At 71.7% G+C, this 17,838-nt stretch carries 14 protein-coding genes; 5 read left to right on the top strand and 9 right to left on the bottom strand.

Going from position 1 to position 17,838, the window contains the following annotated elements; genetic code table 11:
• Positions 1-8: 8 nt before the first annotated feature.
• Positions 9-2,594 (top strand): FtsX-like permease family protein, encoded by a 2,586-nt coding sequence (locus tag ABDW61_RS12795; protein WP_343639124.1) that lies wholly within the window; start codon positions 9-11, stop codon positions 2,592-2,594.
• Positions 2,594-3,808 (top strand): carotenoid 1,2-hydratase, encoded by a 1,215-nt coding sequence (locus ABDW61_RS12790; protein ID WP_343639122.1) that lies wholly within the window; start codon positions 2,594-2,596, stop codon positions 3,806-3,808. The genes ABDW61_RS12795 and ABDW61_RS12790 overlap by 1 nt, the downstream gene beginning before the upstream one ends.
• On the opposite strand, the gene ABDW61_RS12785 is transcribed toward ABDW61_RS12790, so the two are convergent.
• A complete protein-coding gene (locus ABDW61_RS12785; RefSeq protein WP_343639120.1) occupies positions 3,784-4,287 on the bottom strand; it encodes a diguanylate cyclase in 504 nt (167 codons plus the stop codon). The genes ABDW61_RS12790 and ABDW61_RS12785 overlap by 25 nt on opposite strands.
• 496 nt (positions 4,288-4,783) lie before the next feature.
• Between ABDW61_RS12785 and ABDW61_RS12780 the strand changes: the two genes are divergently transcribed.
• Both ABDW61_RS12780 and ABDW61_RS12775 read left to right on the top strand, forming a co-directional pair.
• Positions 4,784-6,841 (top strand): CHASE domain-containing protein, encoded by a 2,058-nt coding sequence (locus tag ABDW61_RS12780; RefSeq protein WP_343639118.1) that lies wholly within the window; start codon positions 4,784-4,786, stop codon positions 6,839-6,841.
• Between the two features lie 19 nt (positions 6,842-6,860).
• Positions 6,861-7,445, top strand: coding sequence for a GNAT family N-acetyltransferase (locus ABDW61_RS12775; protein WP_343639116.1), 585 nt, complete (start codon positions 6,861-6,863; stop codon positions 7,443-7,445).
• Here the strand turns inward: ABDW61_RS12775 and ABDW61_RS12770 are convergent.
• Positions 7,424-8,026 (bottom strand): MarC family protein, encoded by a 603-nt coding sequence (locus ABDW61_RS12770; RefSeq protein ID WP_343639114.1) that lies wholly within the window; start codon positions 8,024-8,026, stop codon positions 7,424-7,426. The two genes, ABDW61_RS12775 and ABDW61_RS12770, sit on opposite strands and share 22 nt — an antisense overlap.
• A gap of 117 nt (positions 8,027-8,143) precedes the next feature.
• On the opposite strand from ABDW61_RS12770, the gene ABDW61_RS12765 reads away from it, so the two are divergent.
• Positions 8,144-8,632, top strand: coding sequence for an Lrp/AsnC family transcriptional regulator (locus tag ABDW61_RS12765; protein WP_343639112.1), 489 nt, complete (start codon positions 8,144-8,146; stop codon positions 8,630-8,632).
• On the opposite strand, the gene ABDW61_RS12760 is transcribed toward ABDW61_RS12765, so the two are convergent.
• The 7 genes from ABDW61_RS12760 to ABDW61_RS12730 all read right to left on the bottom strand — a co-directional run bounded on the left by ABDW61_RS12760 (position 8,629) and on the right by ABDW61_RS12730 (position 17,744).
• On the bottom strand, positions 8,629-10,680 hold the full coding sequence (locus tag ABDW61_RS12760) for a hypothetical protein (RefSeq protein ID WP_343639110.1): 2,052 nt from the start codon (positions 10,678-10,680) through the stop codon (positions 8,629-8,631). The two genes, ABDW61_RS12765 and ABDW61_RS12760, sit on opposite strands and share 4 nt — an antisense overlap.
• 99 nt (positions 10,681-10,779) lie before the next feature.
• A complete protein-coding gene (gene xerD, locus ABDW61_RS12755) occupies positions 10,780-11,715 on the bottom strand; it encodes a site-specific tyrosine recombinase XerD (RefSeq protein ID WP_343639156.1) in 936 nt (311 codons plus the stop codon).
• A 183-nt stretch (positions 11,716-11,898) separates the two neighbouring features.
• Complete coding sequence (locus ABDW61_RS12750; protein WP_343639108.1) at positions 11,899-13,488, bottom strand: DegQ family serine endoprotease; 1,590 nt, start codon at positions 13,486-13,488, stop codon at positions 11,899-11,901.
• Between the two features lie 81 nt (positions 13,489-13,569).
• Positions 13,570-14,973: an ATP-binding protein gene (locus ABDW61_RS12745; RefSeq protein ID WP_343639107.1), complete on the bottom strand. Its 1,404-nt coding sequence runs from the start codon at positions 14,971-14,973 to the stop codon at positions 13,570-13,572.
• Positions 14,970-15,629, bottom strand: coding sequence for a response regulator transcription factor (locus tag ABDW61_RS12740; protein ID WP_343639106.1), 660 nt, complete (start codon positions 15,627-15,629; stop codon positions 14,970-14,972). Before ABDW61_RS12740 ends, ABDW61_RS12745 begins: the two co-directional genes overlap by 4 nt.
• Before the next feature lie 39 nt (positions 15,630-15,668).
• Positions 15,669-16,859: a hypothetical protein gene (locus ABDW61_RS12735; protein ID WP_343639104.1), complete on the bottom strand. Its 1,191-nt coding sequence runs from the start codon at positions 16,857-16,859 to the stop codon at positions 15,669-15,671.
• A gap of 120 nt (positions 16,860-16,979) precedes the next feature.
• Positions 16,980-17,744, bottom strand: coding sequence for a hypothetical protein (locus ABDW61_RS12730; RefSeq protein ID WP_343639102.1), 765 nt, complete (start codon positions 17,742-17,744; stop codon positions 16,980-16,982).
• Positions 17,745-17,838 lie beyond the last annotated feature (94 nt).

The following is a 17,838-nucleotide window of genomic DNA, read 5'->3' as shown; positions in this document are numbered from 1 at the left end:
CCCGCGCGATGACCGGAGCCACTCCCCGTCCCGCTGCCCCGCCCGGCGCGCTGCGCCAAGCCTGGGGCTGGTGGTGGCAGCTGTCCTGGCCGGCGCTGCGCCTGCAATGGGGACGGCAGCTCGCGGCCTTGCTGACGATCGCGCTGGGTCTGGCGCTCGCGGGCGCGGTGCACTGGATCAATGCCTCGGCGTTGGCGCAATTCGAATCCGCCGCGCGCCAGAGCAGTGCCCAGGCCGACACGGAACTCAGCGCCGCGCCAGGCGCCGCGCCGCTGTCGGACTTCTTCTACGGCACGCTGGCCGCGCGCGACGACGTGGCCGCGCTGGCGCCGCGGCTCGACGCCAGCATCCGGCTGCAGGCGCGCGACGGCCAGTGGCAGCGCGTGCGGCTGATCGGCCTGGACCTGGTGCAGCTGGGCGCCTTCCATCCGCAATGGCTGCCCCGCATCGATGGCGCGGATCTGGGCCGCGCGCTGCGCGAGCCGGCGCTGATGGTGAGCGACGCAGCCTGGCGCAGGCTCGGCTACGACGAAGGTCACAGCGCGCCGAGGGCGCTTCGCGTCGACCTGCCCGACGAGCCTGCGCCGCTGCCGGTCGTGGGCCGGGTGCCGGACCGCCAGCAGGCGCTGGTGATCGTGGACATCGCCTGGGCCCAGCAACTGCTGCACCGGCCGGGCCAGCTCGACGCGATCCTGCTGCGCATGGCGCCGGGCCGCGCGGTGCCGGCCGCCTGGCCGCCGGGCGTCATCGCTCGCGCGCCGCAGGACCAGGCCCGCCAGCAGGCCGACGAGGCCCGCCGCCTGACCCGCGCCTACCGGCTGAATCTGGGCGTGCTGTCGCTGATGGCGCTGTTCGTGGGCGCCTTCATGGTCTTCGCCGTGCACAGCCTGTCGGTCGCGCAGCGGCTGCCCCAATTGGCGCTGCTGGGCGTGCTCGGCATGAGCGCTCGGCAGCGGCTCGCGCTGCTCGTGTCGGAGGCGCTGCTGCTCGGACTGGCCGGCGCGGTGCTCGGACTGGCGCTGGCCGTGGGCCTGGCCGAACTGGGTTTGCACGCGCTCGGCGGGGACCTGGGCAGCGGCCTCATGGGCCTGGAAGGCGGACGGCCGGCCCTGCGGACGACACCGGTCTCGATCGCGGGACTGCTCGCGCTCGGACCGCTGGTGAGCCTGGGCGCTAGCGCGTTGCCGCTGGCGCGCTTGCGCCGCCTGCCGGCCGCGCAGGTGCTCAAGGGCCTGGGCAGCGGCGGCGACGCGGGACGCTGGTGGTGGATCGGACCGGCGCTGCTGGCCTGCGCGCTGCCGCTGACCTGGATGCGCCCCATCGAAGGCATTCCGCTGGGCCCCTACGCCGCGATGGCGGCGCTGCTGCTGGGCGCGCTCGGCACCGTGCCCTTCGCGCTGCGCGCGATCACCGGCCTGCTGCGCGGCTGGGCCGCGCGCCGGGCGCTGCCGCTGCTGGCCGTCGAGCGCGCCCGCGACCAGGCGGGCGAGGCCGGCCGCCTCATCGCCGGGGTGCTGGTCGCGCTGGCGCTGGCCGTGGCGATGCTCGTGATGGTGGCGAGCTTCCGCGCCTCGCTCGATCAATGGCTCAGCGACATGCTGCCGGCCGATCTCTACGCGCGTCAGACCGCGCGCGACAGCGCCCAGCAAGGCCAGCCGATGACGCCGGGGCTGGCGGCGTCGGCGGCGGCGCTGCCGGCCGTCGAGCGGGTCGCGGCGCAGCGCACCCGCACGGTCGGCGTGACGGTGCGCGGCATGTCCGGCAGCACGACGCTGCTGGCCCGCCCGCTGGACCACCGCCTGCCGCTGCAGGGCCAGGCCGTGGCGCTCCCCCCGGGCGTGCAGCCGGTCTACATCAACGAGGCCATGCGCGACGAACTGCGCCTGGCGCCCGGCGACCGCTTCATGCTGCGGCTCGAGGGCCGGCAGCTGCCCGTGGCGGTCAAGGCGATCTGGCGCGACTACAGCCGGCAGACCGGCGCGGTGCTGATCGACCGGCGCGAATGGGAGCGTCTGAGCGGCGACACGGCCATCACCGAGCTGGCACTGTGGCTCAGACCGGGCGCCGATCCGGTGGCGGCGCAGCAGGCGCTGCGCGAGGCCTCGGGCGCGCCGGAGTCGCTGGAGATCGCCTCGGCCGGCGAGCTGCGCCGCTTCTCGCTGGCGATCTTCGATCGCAGCTTCGCGATCACCTACTGGCTGCAGGCGGTCGGACTCGGGCTGGGGCTGTTCGGCGTGGCGGCCAGCTTGTCGGCGCAGTTGCTGGCGCGGCGGCGCGAATTCGGCCTGCTGCTGCACTTGGGCCTGACCCGCGCGATGCTGCGCCGGCTGGTGCTGGCGGAAAGCCTGCTGCAGGCCGCCGCCGGTGCGGCGATGGGGCTGCTGGTGGGGCTGGCGATCAGCGCGGTGCTGGTGTTCCGGCTCAATCCGCAGAGCTTCCACTGGAGCATGGACTGGTCCATTCCCGGCTGGCGTGTGGCCGCGCTGCTGGCGGCCAGCCTGCTCGCCACCGCCGCGACGGCGGCCTGGGCCAGCGCGCGCGCGCTGAGCGCGGGCCAGGGCGAGGCGCTGCGCGCGGTGCGGGAGGACTGGTGATGATCAGACGGCGTCCATGGCTGGCCGGACTGGGCGCGGCCGGGTTGTCGATGGCGCAGGCGGCGCTCGCGCCGCGCATCGCGCGGGCCCAGACGCCAGCGGGTGCAGGGAGTGTCGCGAACCCGCCGTCCAGCACGGCGCCGCTGTCCGCCGAGCCGCTGCGCTTTCCTCGCGATCACGGCTCGCATCCGGCGACGCGCGTCGAGTGGTGGTACGTCACCGGCGTGCTGCGTGAGGCGAAGTCCAGACCGCCGGCGCAAGGCCCGCTGGGCCGCCCCGACTTCGGCTTCCAGCTGACCTTCTTCCGGGTGCGCAACGACCTGACGCGCCCGCTGTCATCGGCGTTCGCGCCGGGCCAGATCTTGCTGGGCCACGCGGCGGTGTCGGACCTCGGCCGCCAGCGGCTGTTGCACGACCAGCGGGTGCTGCGTCACGGCTTTGCCAACGCGCGGACCGAGACCGAGGACACGCGCGTGCGGCTGGGTGATTGGCAATTGCGCCGCGTCGACGGTCCGGACGGCCGCAGCCGCTACACGCTGCTGATGCCCAGCGAGGCGGGCGGCTTCGCGCTGGAGCTGACGCTGGACGCCCTGCGGGAACCGCTGCTGCAGGGACAGGCCGGCTGGTCGCGCAAGGGACCGGACGAACAGCAGGCGAGCCGCTACGTGAGCGAGCCGCAGTTGAGCGGCTCCGGCCGCCTCGCGCTGCGCGACGGCGGCACGCGCGAGGTGCAGGCGCGGGCCTGGCTCGACCACGAATGGAGCAACCAGTACCTGGGCCGCGGCGGCGACACCGCGCCCGACCGCGCGTCCGGCTGGGACTGGCTGGGGCTGAACCTGGACGACGGCACGGCGCTGACGCTGTTCCAGATGCGCGCGCAGGACGGCCGCGTCGTCTGGACCGGCGGCAGCTGGCGCGAGCCGGCCTCGCGGGGCGGCGCGCAGACGGACTTCCAGCAGCAACTGGCCTTCGAGCCGCTCGCTGTCTGGCAGAGCCCCGTGAGCCTCGCCCGCTATCCGGTCAAGTGGCGCATCCGCACGCCCAAGGGGGTGTTCCTCGTCGAGGCGGCCTACGCGGCGCAGGAGATCGACACGCGACGCAGCACCGGCTTCCCGTATTGGGAAGGCGTCGCGCGCTTGACCGACGAGACCGGCCGCGCGCTCGGCTGGGGCTACCTGGAGATGACCGGCTACGCCGGCCGCGTGCCGCTGTAGCGGTTGCGCCCCGACGGCATCGCCGCATAGGCGCGCACGCAGTTGCAGCCGGCGCCGCGTGCCATCGCCAGCGCCTGGCGCGCTTGCTGCAGGAGCTGGTCCGCGCCCTGCTGCGGCTCGCGCCGCCAGTCCTGCCAATGCGCCAGCCCCAGGCTCGCGCTCAGCGGCAAGGCCTGCCCCTGCCAGCGGTAGTCCAGCGTCGCGACCCGCGCCCGCACGCGGTCGGCCGCATCCAGCGCGCCCAGCGGATCGGTGCAAGGGAGATACGCGGCCCAGACGCCGCGCGGCAGCGCCAGCAGCCAGTCGCCGCCGCGCAGTTGCTGGCGCACCAGTTGATCGAGCCGCTCGTCCAGCGCCTGGATGCAGTCCTGGCCGTACTGCTGCTGCATGCGCGCCCAGGGATCGAGTTCCAGCAGCATCAGCACCCCGTCGTGGCGGTGCCGCTGGGCGCGGGCGGCCTCGCGTTTGAGACCGTCCATCAGCTGTGCCTCGTCGGCCGCGGCGACACGCGCCGGCGGATCGCGGCGCGCCTGCCAGCGCCGCCGCAGGGAGTGCCACCAGGCCCCTGGGCCCCTGTCCGAGTCTTGAGCCATACCGCCGCCTCGCCGGAGATGAATCTGGATTGCAGCACAGGAGCAAGCCGCGCGCCGCCCCCTGTTGCGCGGGGGGGCGTCCCCTGGCCCCTCTGCGACCCCCTTGACCGAGGGAGAGGATAGGCCGCCCCGCCCGCGCGCGTCACGCCAGATGTAACGAATCCGGACCGCCCGCAGGGACGCCGGTGTCGGCGCACGGGCAGTGGCCTACAGTTGTCAGCTGTTCCGTGCTCGCGGCCCCGCCGCACCGCCGATGAACGCCTCTTCAGGGATGCCTCCGGAGCCGGCCGCAGAGCCCGCCATCGATCCAGCCTCACCCTCCCCGCCCGCCTTCCCGGCCGCGCCGCCCGGGCCGGACGAGCGCGCCGCCCGGGAGCTGCCGATGACCGCGGTCGTCGGCGCGCTGCTGGTGCTGATCGCCGGCATGGTGCTGACGCTCAGCGCGATGCTGTGGAACCGCAATCACGTCGTGGCCGAGGCCAATGGCGTGCTGGACGCCCAGCTCGACCGGCTGCAGCGCGATGTCGTCCAGCGCTTCGTGCCGCCGGTGTACGGCCTCAAGGGCGCCCGCGGCACGATCGCCGCGCTGCGCGGACGGGTCAACCGGCAGGCCTTCCGCACCTACGTCCAGAGCCGCGACCTGGCGCACGAGTTCCCGGGGGTGCGCGGCTTCGGCTTCGTGCCGCGCGTGCCGCGCGAGGAGCTGCCCGCCTTCATCGCCGCGCAGCGGGCCGATGGCGCGCCGCAGTTCTCGGTGCGCAGCAGCGGCCAGGCGCCGGATCTCTTCGTCGTCGCCCACATCGAGCCGCTGTCGCAGAACTACGCCGCCTGGGGCTTCGACCTGGGCTCCGAACGCGTGCGCCGCGAGGCGATCGAGCGCGCGATCGCCTCGGGCGAGGCGACGCTGTCCGCCCCGGTGCCGCTGGTGCAGGACCACGCGCACGGGCCCGGGATGCTGCTGCTGGTGCCGGTGTTCCGCGACGGCGCCGACCCCGTCTCGCCCGAGCAGCGCCGGCAGGCGCTGCTGGGCATGCTCTACGCGCCGCTGGTGGCGCAGGAGATCCTGGCCGGCCTCAAGGAAGGGCTGGCGGCGGCGCCGCTGGACTTCCGGCTGCTGGTCGACGACCACACCGGGACCGAGGACCTGCTGCTGGATTCCGCCACCGGCATCCAGCCGCTGGATGCCGCGCCGGACAGCCGCCCCGGCTTCGCCACCCGGGTGGTGGCCGACGAACGCCGCATCGTGATCGCGGGGCGCGCCTTCCGCGTCGAGGCGGCGCTGACCACCGCCTACGAGCGCGACGTGATCGACGCGGCCGGCTGGGGGCCAGGACTCTTCGGCACGCTGCTGACGCTGCTGCTGGGGGCCACGACCTACCTGCTCGCCGCGGGCCGGGTCCGTGCCCAGGCGCTCGCCGACACGATGACCGAGGACCTGCGGCTGCTGATGCTGGACCAGCAGGCGATGCTGGACACCGAGATCATCGCCATCGCCAAGCTGCGCGAGCGCCGCATCGTCTGGCAGAACCGCGTGCTGGGCCGGATGTTCGGCTACAGCGCGGAGGAGATGCGCGACCTGGCGGTGCGCGACCTCTACGTCGACGCCGCCACCTACGAGGCGCTCGGCGAGAACGCCTACCCGGTGCTGATGCGCGGCGGCCACTACCGCAGCCAGGTGCAGATGCGGCGCAAGGACGGCGAGCTGTTCTGGGTCGATCTGCACGGCGTGGCGCTGCCGGGCGAGCGCGAACCCGGCACCACCCTCTGGATGATGGTCGACATCACGCAGAGCAAGGCGCATGAGGCCAGCGTCGAGCATGCCGCCTTCCACGACGCGCTGACGGGCCTGCCCAACCGGGCGCTGCTGGCCGACCGGCTGCGCCAGGCGATGGGCGCGATGCAGCGGCAAGGCGGGACCGTGGCGGTGGCCTTCCTGGATCTGGACGGGTTCAAGGCGGTCAACGACACGCATGGTCACGACGCCGGCGATGAGGTGCTCCAGGCGGTGGCGGCGCGGCTGTCGGACGGGATCCGGGCGTCGGACACGGCGGCGCGGCTGGGCGGCGACGAGTTCGTCGTGCTGCTGACGCCGCTGGCCGGCCCGGGCGCGAGCCGCGCCATCTGCGAGCGCCTGCTGCGCGCGATCCTGGAGCCCGTGCGCCTGGCCTCGGGCGCGGTCGTTCAGGTGGGCAGCAGCATCGGCGTCGCGCATTTCCCGCTCGACGGCGTCGATGCCGAGGTGCTGCTCAGCCGCGCCGACCAGGCGATGTTCGAGTCCAAACGGGCCGGACGCTGCCGCATCCGCTGGCTGGATGGCGCGTCGCCGCCGCAGGAGCTCGACCTGTCCGCGCTGCGCCGGGGCGCGGGGCCGTCACGCCCCTCGCCCGCGCCGTCCCCGGAGGACGGGGCGCGCCGGGATGACCGGAGTCATGCGCGCTGAGCCGGCATACAGTCGCCCGATGACCATCCTGCTCACTCCCCGGCTCCGCCTGGAGCCGATGACCGACGCGCACCTGACGGGCCTGTTCGAGATGAACCGCGATCCCGAGGTGATGCGCTACATCACCGGCAAGCCCGACACCCTGGAGGACACGCAGGCGATGATCGACCGCGTCAAGGCGCGCTGGGCGGAATGGGGCTACAGCTGGTGGACCTTCCTGGAGCGCGACGGCGGCCAGATCGTCGGCGCCGGCTGCGTGCAGCACATCGGCCGCGACCGCGCCAATCCGCACGAGCTCGGCTGGCGCCTGCGGCGCGACCGCTGGGACCGCGGCTATGCGTCGGAGGCGGCGCGCCGCATGGCGGCCTTCGCCATCGACGAGCTGCAGGCGCCGCAGCTGGTGGCGTTCTGCGACCAGGCCAACAGCGGCTCCGCGCATGTGATGCAGAAGCTGGGCATGCGCTTTCGCGGCATCGAGCACTGGTATGACTTCGACGGCGCGCTCTACGGCATGACCGCCGACGAGTGGCGCGCCTGGCCAGCCTCGGCCCAGGCGGCGGCGGAGATCGCCGCCTGCGCCGATCAGAGCCCGCCGACGAAGTAGCGCTTCAGACCCGACAGGATCATCTCGACCGCGATGGCGGTCAGCACCAGGCCCATCAGCTTCTCGAGCGCCGAGACCACCGAGTCGCCCAGCAGCTTGCGGATGCGGTCGGCCAGGATCAGCGCCAGGAACGAGATCACCATCGCGGTGAACAGCGCGCCTATCCATTCGGCGACGCGGTCCGGCTGGCGCGAGGCCAGCAGCAGCACCGTCGCCATCGCCGAGGGGCCGGCCAGCAGCGGCACGGCCAGCGGGAAGATGAAGGGCTCCTTGCCGGTCTCCATGCCGTAGGCGGACTCGCCGGCGTGGCTGAAGATCATCCGGATCGCGATGATGATGAGGATCACGCCGCCGGCGACCTCGAGCGAGCGCTCGGACAGGTGCATCAGGCGCAGGAATCCCTCGCCCAGGAACATGAACGCGAGCAGCACGGCGAAGGCGATGCCGACCTCGCGCAGGGCGACCTTCAGGCGGCGCTCGCGCGGCACGGCCCGCATGATGGGGATGAAGATCGGCAGGCTGCCGAGCGGGTCCAGCACCAGCAGCAGCAGGATGAGGGCGGAGAGGAAACTGTGATCCATGGGGCGCGATTCTCGCCGAAGGCGGCACCGCCCGAGTGCGAGGCCATCGCTCCGGAACGCACACTTTGTTCATTCGGATCCATAGAATCGCAACGATTTCTCGCCACGATGCCGCTGATGAACAAGATGGACAAGAAGGCCTTTCCCGCGCTGGACGCGATCGACCTGCGGATCCTGCACGAGCTGCAGCGCGACGGGCGGATGTCCAACGTGGACCTGGCGGCGCGGGTGCATCTGTCGGCGCCGCAGTGCTTCCGCCGGGTGCGGGCGCTGGAGGAGCGCGGCGTGCTGCGCGGCTACCGGGCCGATGTCGCGCCGCTGGCGCTGGGGCTGGGGGTGACGGCCTACGTGAGCCTGAACATCACCGCCCAGGCCTTCGCCCGCGTGCGCGAGATCGAGTCGCTGATCCGCGACTTCCCCGAGATCCTGGAATGCCACACCGTGTCGGGGGACTCGGACTACCTGCTCAAGGTGGTCGCGCGCGACCTGCAGGCGCTGTCCAAGTTCCTCACCGACAAGCTGATGCAGCTCGAAGGGGTCGCCGACGTGCGGTCGATGATCTGCCTGGAGGAGATCAAGCCGCCGGCGGGGCTGCCGGTGGCTTAAACACGGGCTTTCGAGGCTTGCTCCAGCGCGGCGATCGTGTAGGTCAGCGCTGCCTGGCGGCGAGCGGCGCTCCGGAATGCCGCGCTCGTCACATCCCCGTCAGGCGCGCTCATGAATGTCAGCGCTCGATCTCTCGATTTGTGCACGGCTCGAAGGACGTCATGGTTGTCGGCGAATGCCTTGCGCAGCCTGCCCTGCTGGTCGCTGGGCAAGGCGCCGAAGGCGTTCTGCGCCGCCTTGGAAAGCGTCTCCAGGACGTACGCGTCCGGTCGTTTCGGGGCATTGGGCGGCACCTTTTCCCGGATGCGGTCGATCAGCGGCGCGATCCTCTTTTCCATCATGTCACCCAGCGGGTCCGATGCCGCCAGGCCGAAAGCGCGCTTGATCCGCGAACGCGGGGTCGAGAACAAGTCGATCGCGCGGAACAACTCGGTCATCTCGCGTGTCACGAGCCCCGGCTTTGTCGGCTGCCCAAGGGTTTGGAGGTCCGACTCGCTTCGCGCCTTCCCGAGCGCGCGCGTCAACGCAGGGGTAGCGGCACGAAGATCAGGCACCGAACTGGAGCGCCCAAGCCCCTTCCTGTCAGGCTCAGCACCCGGATCGCCGGCCGGCACATCCGGCAAGTGCTTGACCCGGAAATCGCTGGCCGCCTTCGAGAGCACATCGATCCCGCGACTCAGCTCAGCCCTCTGCTTCTCGATCTCGCGCTGGGACCTCACGCCTCTGGCCGGCGGATCCCGGCGCGAGGACGATACGGGCGGTAGTGCCTTCTCCGGGACCATCGGCATGGGCATCGGCACGAGGGGCGGCTGCAGGTCTGCGGGAGGCGGCTGTTCCTGAAGCGCCGCAAGTGCCGACGCGGGCGGGTGGGCCGCTGCGGGCGGCCGCGCGGGTGCGGGTGCGGGTGCGGGTGCGGGTGCGGGTGCTGCAGAGTCTTTCAACACACCCTCCGTCTGCGTGCCGCTCTCGCTCATTGTTGGACGCGGGTCGGCACTGCGAAGTCGCAGCAGGCGCGGAAGATAATCTTCGTCCTTGTCGGCGGCGGTGAATTCACCGTCGGACTCGTAACCGGAGTCGTAATCGGCGTCGGACATATTCGAATCGGAGGTCGCGCGCGAGAGCATCGGACGACGGCTTCCCTCATGGCCGCGCGCGGGCGTCGGAAGCGGGAGATCTTTCAGGAGGGACTCCAGGTCCCGGGGAAAATTCGGGCCTAGCATTTGCCGAAAGAATCTCTCGTAATCGGCGTCTTCCTGCGCGTGCCCCCCTCGGGGGATGAACGTGCCGCCGCCCCCCTCGGTCAGCTCGCGCCTCGCTTCTCGCTGGCGATTCACTTGTTGCGACACCACGGTGGTGGCGGTGGAGAGTCCCAGGCCGTCGGTGCAGGCCACCCCGACGCGGACATCGTCTCCCTCGGAGGCACGTTGGTTGATCGGCCCCCAGATTCGGGCCACAGCCTCCCGGAAGTCCGTCGGACGCGCCCGGTTCGCCCTGATGTCGTACACCCGCACCTGCTGCGATGACTTCCGCTGATCGCCCTCATACACGTCCGCCTGTAGCACCCAGCCGCAGTCATCGGTCGGTGGGGCCAGGCGATGGAGCTTCGCCGTCACGAGTTGGCCGTCCGGGCCTGGAACACTCCACTGCACCGACTGTCCGGGATGGCGCAGCTGCGTCAACACCGGAGCAGGCACTTGACCTTCGGCTGCGATCAGGTCGGTGACTCTCTGTTGGCTCAGGAGACTGGCAAACGCGATCGCGTCCTGCGAGGTCTTCGGGTCCATCGCCGGTTGCGGCCAGGCGGTCTGCATCAGCGACGGGAAGCTGCCGAAGGCCGGCGTCATCAGCGCGTTGACGAACGGAGGAACGATGCCGGCCAGCCAGTTCCCCACACCCGCCGCAGCAAGGGCGATCGGTGAGGCCAGGGCCGGATCCACGCCGGGAGGCCAGGGTTGGTACGGGAAACCGCCAAGCCCGAGGGCCAGCGGGTCGTAGGGCATCGGGTTCGGCATCGCGCCGAACGGCTGAAGGAACGAAGGGTAGGCCATGCGAACAATTGGCGGCCCTTGGCGGGTCGCGGCGAGGTGCTGGGATGCGCCTTGTGTGTCCTGCCGCTGCGCCCGGGTTCGGGCATCGGCGCTCCGCGTTCAGCCGCGCGGATGATGCGCCGCGTGCAGCGCCTTCAGGCGTTCCCGCGCCACATGCGTGTAGATCTGCGTCGTCGACAGATCCGCATGCCCCAGCAACAGCTGCACCGCCCGCAGATCGGCGCCATGGTTCAGCAAGTGGGTGGCAAAGGCGTGCCGCAGCGTGTGCGGCGAGATCGGCGTCGTGATGCCCGCGATTGCCGCGTACTTCTTGACGATGCGCCAGAAGGTCTCGCGCGTCATCGCCTGGCCATGGCGGCTCAGGAACAGGTCGTCGGTGCCGCGCGCGCTCAGCAGCTGCGGCCGCGCCTCCTGCAGATAGCGCATCAGCCACGCATGCGCCTCCTCGCCGAAGGGCACCATGCGCTCCTTGTCGCCCTTGCCGGTCACGCGCAGCACCGCCTCGCGCAGGCCCACGTGCACGCTCTTGAGCGTCACCAGCTCGGTCACGCGCAGGCCGCTCGCATACATCAGCTCCAGCATGGCGCGGTCGCGCAGCCCCTGCGCGGTGCCGACATCGGGCGCTTCCAGCAGCCCCTCCACCTGCTGCTGCGTCAGCGTCCTGGGCACGCGCATCGGCTGCTTGGCAGTGATCAGCTTGAGCGTCGGATCGCGCGTGATGCGGTGCTCCCGCAGCGCCCAGCGGAAGTAGCGCTTGAACACCGACAGCCGCCGGTTCGCCGAACTCGCCTTGCCGCCCTCGTGGCGCGCGGCGGCGTAGCCCATCAGGTCGAGCTCTTCGGTCTGGTCGAGCGCGCGGCGGCGCGGCTCGGCGGCCAGCCAGTCGGCCAGGAGCTGCAGGTCGCGGCCGTAGGCGAGCTGCGTGTTGCGCGACAGGCCCTCCTCGATCCAGAGCGACTCGATGAAGGCGTCAATGGCGCGCTGGCTCTGCTCCCGCTCGGGCGAGCGCGCGAGCGCATCGCCCTCGGAGGACATCGAGGCGTCGTTGGCGGCGGATCGGGACGGCGTCGGCATGGCGCGCATGATGCCAGCACGCGGCCGCCGGTGGCGGCGCAAAAAAAGGGGCCCGCGCCACCACGCGCGGGCCCCACGGAGCAACCGCCACAGGCAGCGGTTGGTTGGGAGCAGAAGAAAGAGGAGGGAGGAAAAGCGCCCGGATCAGCCGATGCGCACAGGCACGAAGATCTTGTCGCTGCCGCGCTGCACGAGCAGCGCGACGGACTTCTCCGCGCCCTGCACCGCGCCGCGGACCTGATCGACCGATTGCACCGGCGTGCCGTTGATCGCCAGCAGCACGTCGCCTGGCCGGACGCCGGCGCGCGCCGCCGCGCTGCCCTCGCCCACTTCCTCGATCAGCAGGCCCTCGCGCGCGCCGAGCTGGCGCCGCTCCTCCGGCTGCAGCGGCCGCAGGGCCAGGCCCAGCTTCCCGTGCGCCGAGTCGGCATTGCCCTCGCCCTTGGCGAGCTTGGCGCCCTTCTCGTTGGCATCGCCCAGCGTGACGCTCAGCGTCTCGCGCTTGCCGGCGCGCCACACCTCGACATCGACCTTGTCGCCGGGCAGCGATTGATCGACCAGCGCCGGCAGGTCGCCGCTGGACACGATCTTCTGGCCCTTGAAGCCCAGGATCACGTCGCCCGAGCGCAGCCCCGCGCGCGCCGCCGGTCCGTTGTCCTCGACGTTGGCCACCAGCGCGCCTTCCGGGCGGTCCAGCTTGAAGGAGTCGGCGAAGCCCTGGTTGACCTCCTGCACCATCACGCCGAGCTTGGCGTGCTGCACCTTGCCGCCCTTCTCGATCTGGGCGCGGACCTTGTTCGCCACTTCCACCGGGATCGCGAACGACAGGCCCTGGTAGCCGCCCGACGCGCTGTAGATCTGCGAGTTGATGCCCACCACCTCGCCCCGCGCATTGAACAGCGGGCCGCCGGAGTTGCCGGGGTTGATCGCGACGTCGGTCTGCAGGAAGGGCACGCGGCTCTCGTCCGGTCCCAGCGAGCGCCCCTTGGCGCTGATCACGCCGGCGCTGACGCTGTTCTCGAAGCCGAAGGGCGAGCCGATCGCCAGCACCCATTCGCCGACGCGCAGGTCGCGGGTCGCGCCCAGGCGCACGGTGGGGAGGTTCTTGGCGTCGATCTTCAGCACCGCGACGTCGGTGGACTTGTCGCTGCCCAGCACCTTGGCGCGGAACTCGCGGCGGTCGGTCAGCTTGACCACCACCTCCTGCGCGTCCTGCACCACATGGGCGTTGGTCAGGATGATGCCGTCGTTGCTGACGATGAAGCCCGAGCCCTGACCGCGGATCTCGCGGCTGCCGCCGTCGCCGCCGTTCGGACCGCCGGGCATGCCCGGCACGCCGAAGCGGCGGAAGAACTCGTAGAAGGGATCGTCGGGATCGATCTGCGGCCCGCGCGCGGCGCGCGTCTTGACGGTGCCCGACACGCTGATGTTGACCACCGCGGGCCCCTGCGCCGCGGCGATCTGCGCGAAGTCAGGCATGCCGGCGGGGGGCGGCGTGTAGTTCGCCGCAGGTGCCGCGCCTGGTGCCGCCGCGTTCGCCAGCGGCGTCGTGACGGCTGCGACCTGGGTGTCACCCGAGGCCGCCGCGGTCGCCGCCGGCTGCGTATCCGCCACCGGCATGATCTTGGCGTTGCGCATCGCCAGCGCACCGCCAGCGGCCCCCAACACGCCGGCCGCGGCCAGCGCCCACACGAGCTTCTTCACCGGAATCATCTTCTCCACTTGCTGAGCCATCTGAACCTCCAGATTCGCTGCGGCCGGCGGGACCGAACAGGTCGGCGCCGATCCGATGGCTTGAAGTGTGAGGACCTAGGCTTAGGTCGCTCTTAATCCGGGCGGGCTCGCCGGCAGCGCGGTCACGGCCCTGGACAGCGGCATGGCCAGCTCCACCCGCAAGCCTCCGAGCGCCGTGCTGTGCCCCAGCCGCAGCGCCGCGCCGTGGTCGTCGGCGATGCTGCGCACCAGCGCCAGGCCCAGGCCGCTGCCCGGCGCCTGCTGCGCCTGCGCCTCGGAGCGATAGAAGCGGTCGAACACGCGGCCGCGCTCGGCATCGGGGATGCCGGGGCCGTCGTCCTCGACCACCAGCAGCGCCATGCCGCCGCTGCGCTCCAGACTCAGGTCGACACGGCTGCGGCCGTACTTGATGCCGTTGTCGAGCAGGTTGCGCAGCAGCATGGTCAGCGCCTCGCGATGGCCGTCGACCAGCGCCGGATCGCAGCGGCCCAGGCCCAGGTCCATGCCGCGCGCCTGTGCCAGCGTGGCCGCGTCCACGACCGCGTCGCGGCACAGCGCGTCCAGCGCGATCGGCAGCGCCGGCGCCTGCGCCTTGGCGCTGTCCTGGCGCGCCAGCGCGAGCAATTGCTCAATCAGGTGCGAGGCGCGGTCGATGCCCAGCCCGAGCTTCTCCAGCGCCTGCGCGCGCGACGCGTCGTCCGGCGCGCGGCGCAGCGACTGCAGCTGCAGCTTCAGCGCCGCCAGCGGCGAGCGCAGCTCATGCGCCGCGTCAGCGACAAAGTGCTGCTGCTGCTCGAAGGCCTGCCGCACCCGGTCCAGCAGCGCGTTGAGCTCGGTGACCAGCGGCTGGATCTCGGCGGGAAGGTCCTCCTCGTCGACCGGGGCCAGGTCCTGCGCGGCGCGGCGCGAGAGCTGCTGCCGCACGCGCTCCAGCGGCGCCAGCGAGTGCGACACCACCCACCACACGACCAGCGCCAGCATCGGCAGCATCAGCGCCGTGGGCAGCACGGTGCGCCACGCGAGCTGGCCGGCCATGCGCTGGCGCACCGCGATGTCCTGCGCCACCTGCACGACCTGGAAGCGCCCCTGCACCGCGAAGACGCGATAGCGCTTGCCGCGCAGCGCGACGTTGGAGAAGCCCAGCACCGCGCGCTGCGGCAGCCAGTCCGGGCCCGCCGAGCGGTACAGCGGGGTGCCGTCCAGGCCCCAGACCTGCACGATCAGGTCGATGCTCTGTTCCTCGCCCAGCGGCAGCGGCAGGCCCGTGCCCATGCCGGCGCGCAGCGACAGCGCCACCTGCTGCATCTGGTAGTCGAAGATCTCGTCGGTCTCCATGAGCGCGTTGCGATAGGCGCTCATGCCCTGGATCAGCGCGCTGCTCAGCATCGCGGCCAGCAGGAACAGCAGCAGCCGGTAGCGCAGCGAGCGCGGCAGCAGCATGAACCGGGGGCGGCGAGGCGCGCCGTCCTCCGACGCCGCGTTCATTCCTTGGGCACGCGGTAGCCGACGCCGCGCACGTTCTGGATCAGCTCGGCGCCCAGCTTCTTGCGCAGGCCGTGGATGTAGACCTCGACCGCGTTGCTGCTGATCTCGTCCTTCCAGCCATAGAGCTTTTCCTCGAGCTGCTGGCGCGAGAGCACGATGCCGGGGCGCGCGATCAGCGGCTCCAGCACCGCCCACTCGCGCTGCGACAGCGTGACCGGGTGGCCGTGCGCGGTGACCTCGCGCGTGGCGGGATTGATGCTCACGCCCATGTGCTCATAGACCGGCTCGGCGCGGCCGGCGGCGCGGCGCAGCAGCGCGCGGATGCGGGCCAGCAGCTCGTCGAGCTCGAAGGGCTTGAGCACGTAGTCGTCGGCGCCGGCGTCCAGGCCGGCGACACGCTGGGCGGTGGCGTCGCGCGCGGTGGCGATCAGCACCGGCACCGTCTGCTTGCGGCCGCGCAGCGCCTGCAGCACGCTCATGCCGTCGCGCTTGGGCAGGCCCAGGTCCAGCAGCACCAGGTCGTAGGTCTGGGACTGCAGCGCGGTGTCGGCGATCTCGCCGTCACGCACCCAGTCCACGGCATAACCCTCGGCGCGCAGCAGCTCGAGCAGCTGCTCGCCGATCATCAAGTCGTCTTCCACCAGCAGGAGTCGCATGGGCGCGATTGTGCACGCGCCGCGCGCGAACCGCGGGCGTCAGGCCGCGGCGGCCCTCAGCGCTTCGAGCACCATGAATGTGCCGACCTCCTGATCGACGGTTTCCCGGGATGCGCGCGGATCGCGCAGCACCTCATAGAGCCGGCGCCCCTGTGCCTGCCGCGCGGCCAGGAATGCGCCGGTCCCGTCGCCATGGACGCGGCTGACCCATCGCTTGCGCGAGCATGGGGACGACGCCTCGAAGCATTCGCGGAACAGGGCCTTGCACCAGTGCAGCATGTCATGGCGAAGCTCGCTTTCATCGCGCCCTTCGGCCCGGGCGCGCCACTGGGCCATCGCCGGCCGCGCCAGGGCCCGCGCGAGTTCGACGACCTCGTCAGGCTTGGCCTTGGGCCCGACGGTCCGCCGCCACCAGCCCTTCACGCCGGTCGGCGCCTTCATCCGTCCGAGCAGCTCGGTCAACGCGGCGAAGTCCGGCTCGGGAGGAGCGGGCGTGACCGCGATGCCAGGCGCGGATCGAGGCCGCGCAGCCTGCACGGCCTGGGCGTGCTGCATGGGCCGCGCGGCCTGATCCGCCGGGCATCGGATCACCGGCGACGGTGGGACCCAGCGTGTCGCCGGTCTCGTCGGCAAGCCATGGACCAGCATCGCCGATTCGAAACGATGTCCGTTGAACTCGACGAGAAGCTCGATCACGCTGGCGGTCGACGGTGAACACGCCGGGCGGGGACGGCTCTCGATCGTGAGGATGCCCTCGCCAGGGTCCTCGCACGAGACGATGCGCGCCGAGCGCCTGCCCGAGAGCAGCCACTGCGCCACCGTCGGCGCCTGCTTGGCGTCCGGCGAGTCCGGCTTGCGCGCCGGCACGACCATGCTGGCCGCCCCATGAACGAGCATCGTCTCGGCCAGACGCGCGAGCCGCTCGCTGTCGCTCATGTCCGTGCGCGCGAGATCAATGACCGGCGGTCTGCCGGAAAGCGCGGACGCGCCCGGCTCGACAGGCGCGCCGTCTCTCAAAGGCTTCAGGACCGTGGCCAGGCACCGGGCCAGGCCGGCGCGGATCTCCTGTGGGGAACCGGCCGCGCCTGCATGCGGCAGATCCTCCTCCGGCTCCGCCGAAACGCACCCGAACAACCTGGCGACGTTCGCAGTCAATGACGTCATGGCATGCCTCCTCTTTCGAACCCGGCATCCGATCCGCCGGCTTGCCCCGTCAGTCGGCATCGGCAACCACCCCATCCGACAACCTTCGCGATCGGACGCCGCGGCCACCGCGCCATTTCGGGCGCCAATCCGCGCCGGCCCGCCCGAGCCCGCCCGAGCCCGCCCTTCACCGCGCCTGCGCCGGGGTCACGTCCGCATCAACGTCATCAGCACACGGCGCGCCTCCTGGAGGTTCTGGCTGGGCTGCGGGTACGGGTGGCGCACGTCGCCACATGCTTTGCTGAGGGCTTTGGAGGCGGCCATGAAGCTGCCCTTCGGGTCGTTCGTGCGCCAGCGCCAGTGCTCGCGTTCCCGTGGCCGGCTCCGGTCGTGGCCGCCTGTGACCCAGGCTTGGACCAGCCTGGAGAACGCCACCTGATATCCGGCCGGATCCGGCTTGGCATCGGCCAGTCGAATCACCGCGTCGCCGATGGACCGCACCCGACTGAGCACCTCGTTCCTCTCGGGGACGGGTTGGCGGCGCAGACACCGCGGCAGAAGCCGTTCCTTCCACGAGAGCGGCTTTCTCAGGCCTTGGGCGAGCAGCGCCAGCTGGACGCCGACACGCTCATAGAGCTCGCGTTCATCCTCACGGGTCAATTTCGGCAAGGCCGGCGGCGCGATGTGCGACAGCATCCGCGACGCCACCGGCCCGGCGTCGTTCACCGCCTCCGGCTGCGCCAAGGGCGCCTGAGCCCCAGCCGCTCGCTTGAAGATCTGTCCAACGACGACCGGCCGGCTGGGCCCACCCTTGCAGGAGTGGACGAAGGCCCGGCGCTGCATGGATGAAGTCTGTAATGCGGGTGTCTCGGCTTCGGCCGTGGGCTGCTTCGTTCGGGAATCCTGCTCCAACTCTGTCGGCGGCCGAAACGAAAGGGGCGGCAGAGCGCCGTGCGCAACGGATCCAGGCATCGAATGCCCTCCTCGGGAACGGACCGCCCGGCGGGCGATGCAGGCTGGTTGGGTGGCCGGGGGAAATCGCCGGTTCGGTCCCTTGATTCCATGA

Origin of the sequence: Roseateles sp. (assembly GCF_039595595.1) — a bacterium.
In the GTDB taxonomy this organism is placed as follows: Bacteria; Pseudomonadota; Gammaproteobacteria; order Burkholderiales; family Burkholderiaceae_C; genus Roseateles.
The sequence above is the reverse complement of the archived record's forward strand: the minus strand, read 5'-3'. Positions and strand labels throughout refer to the sequence as shown.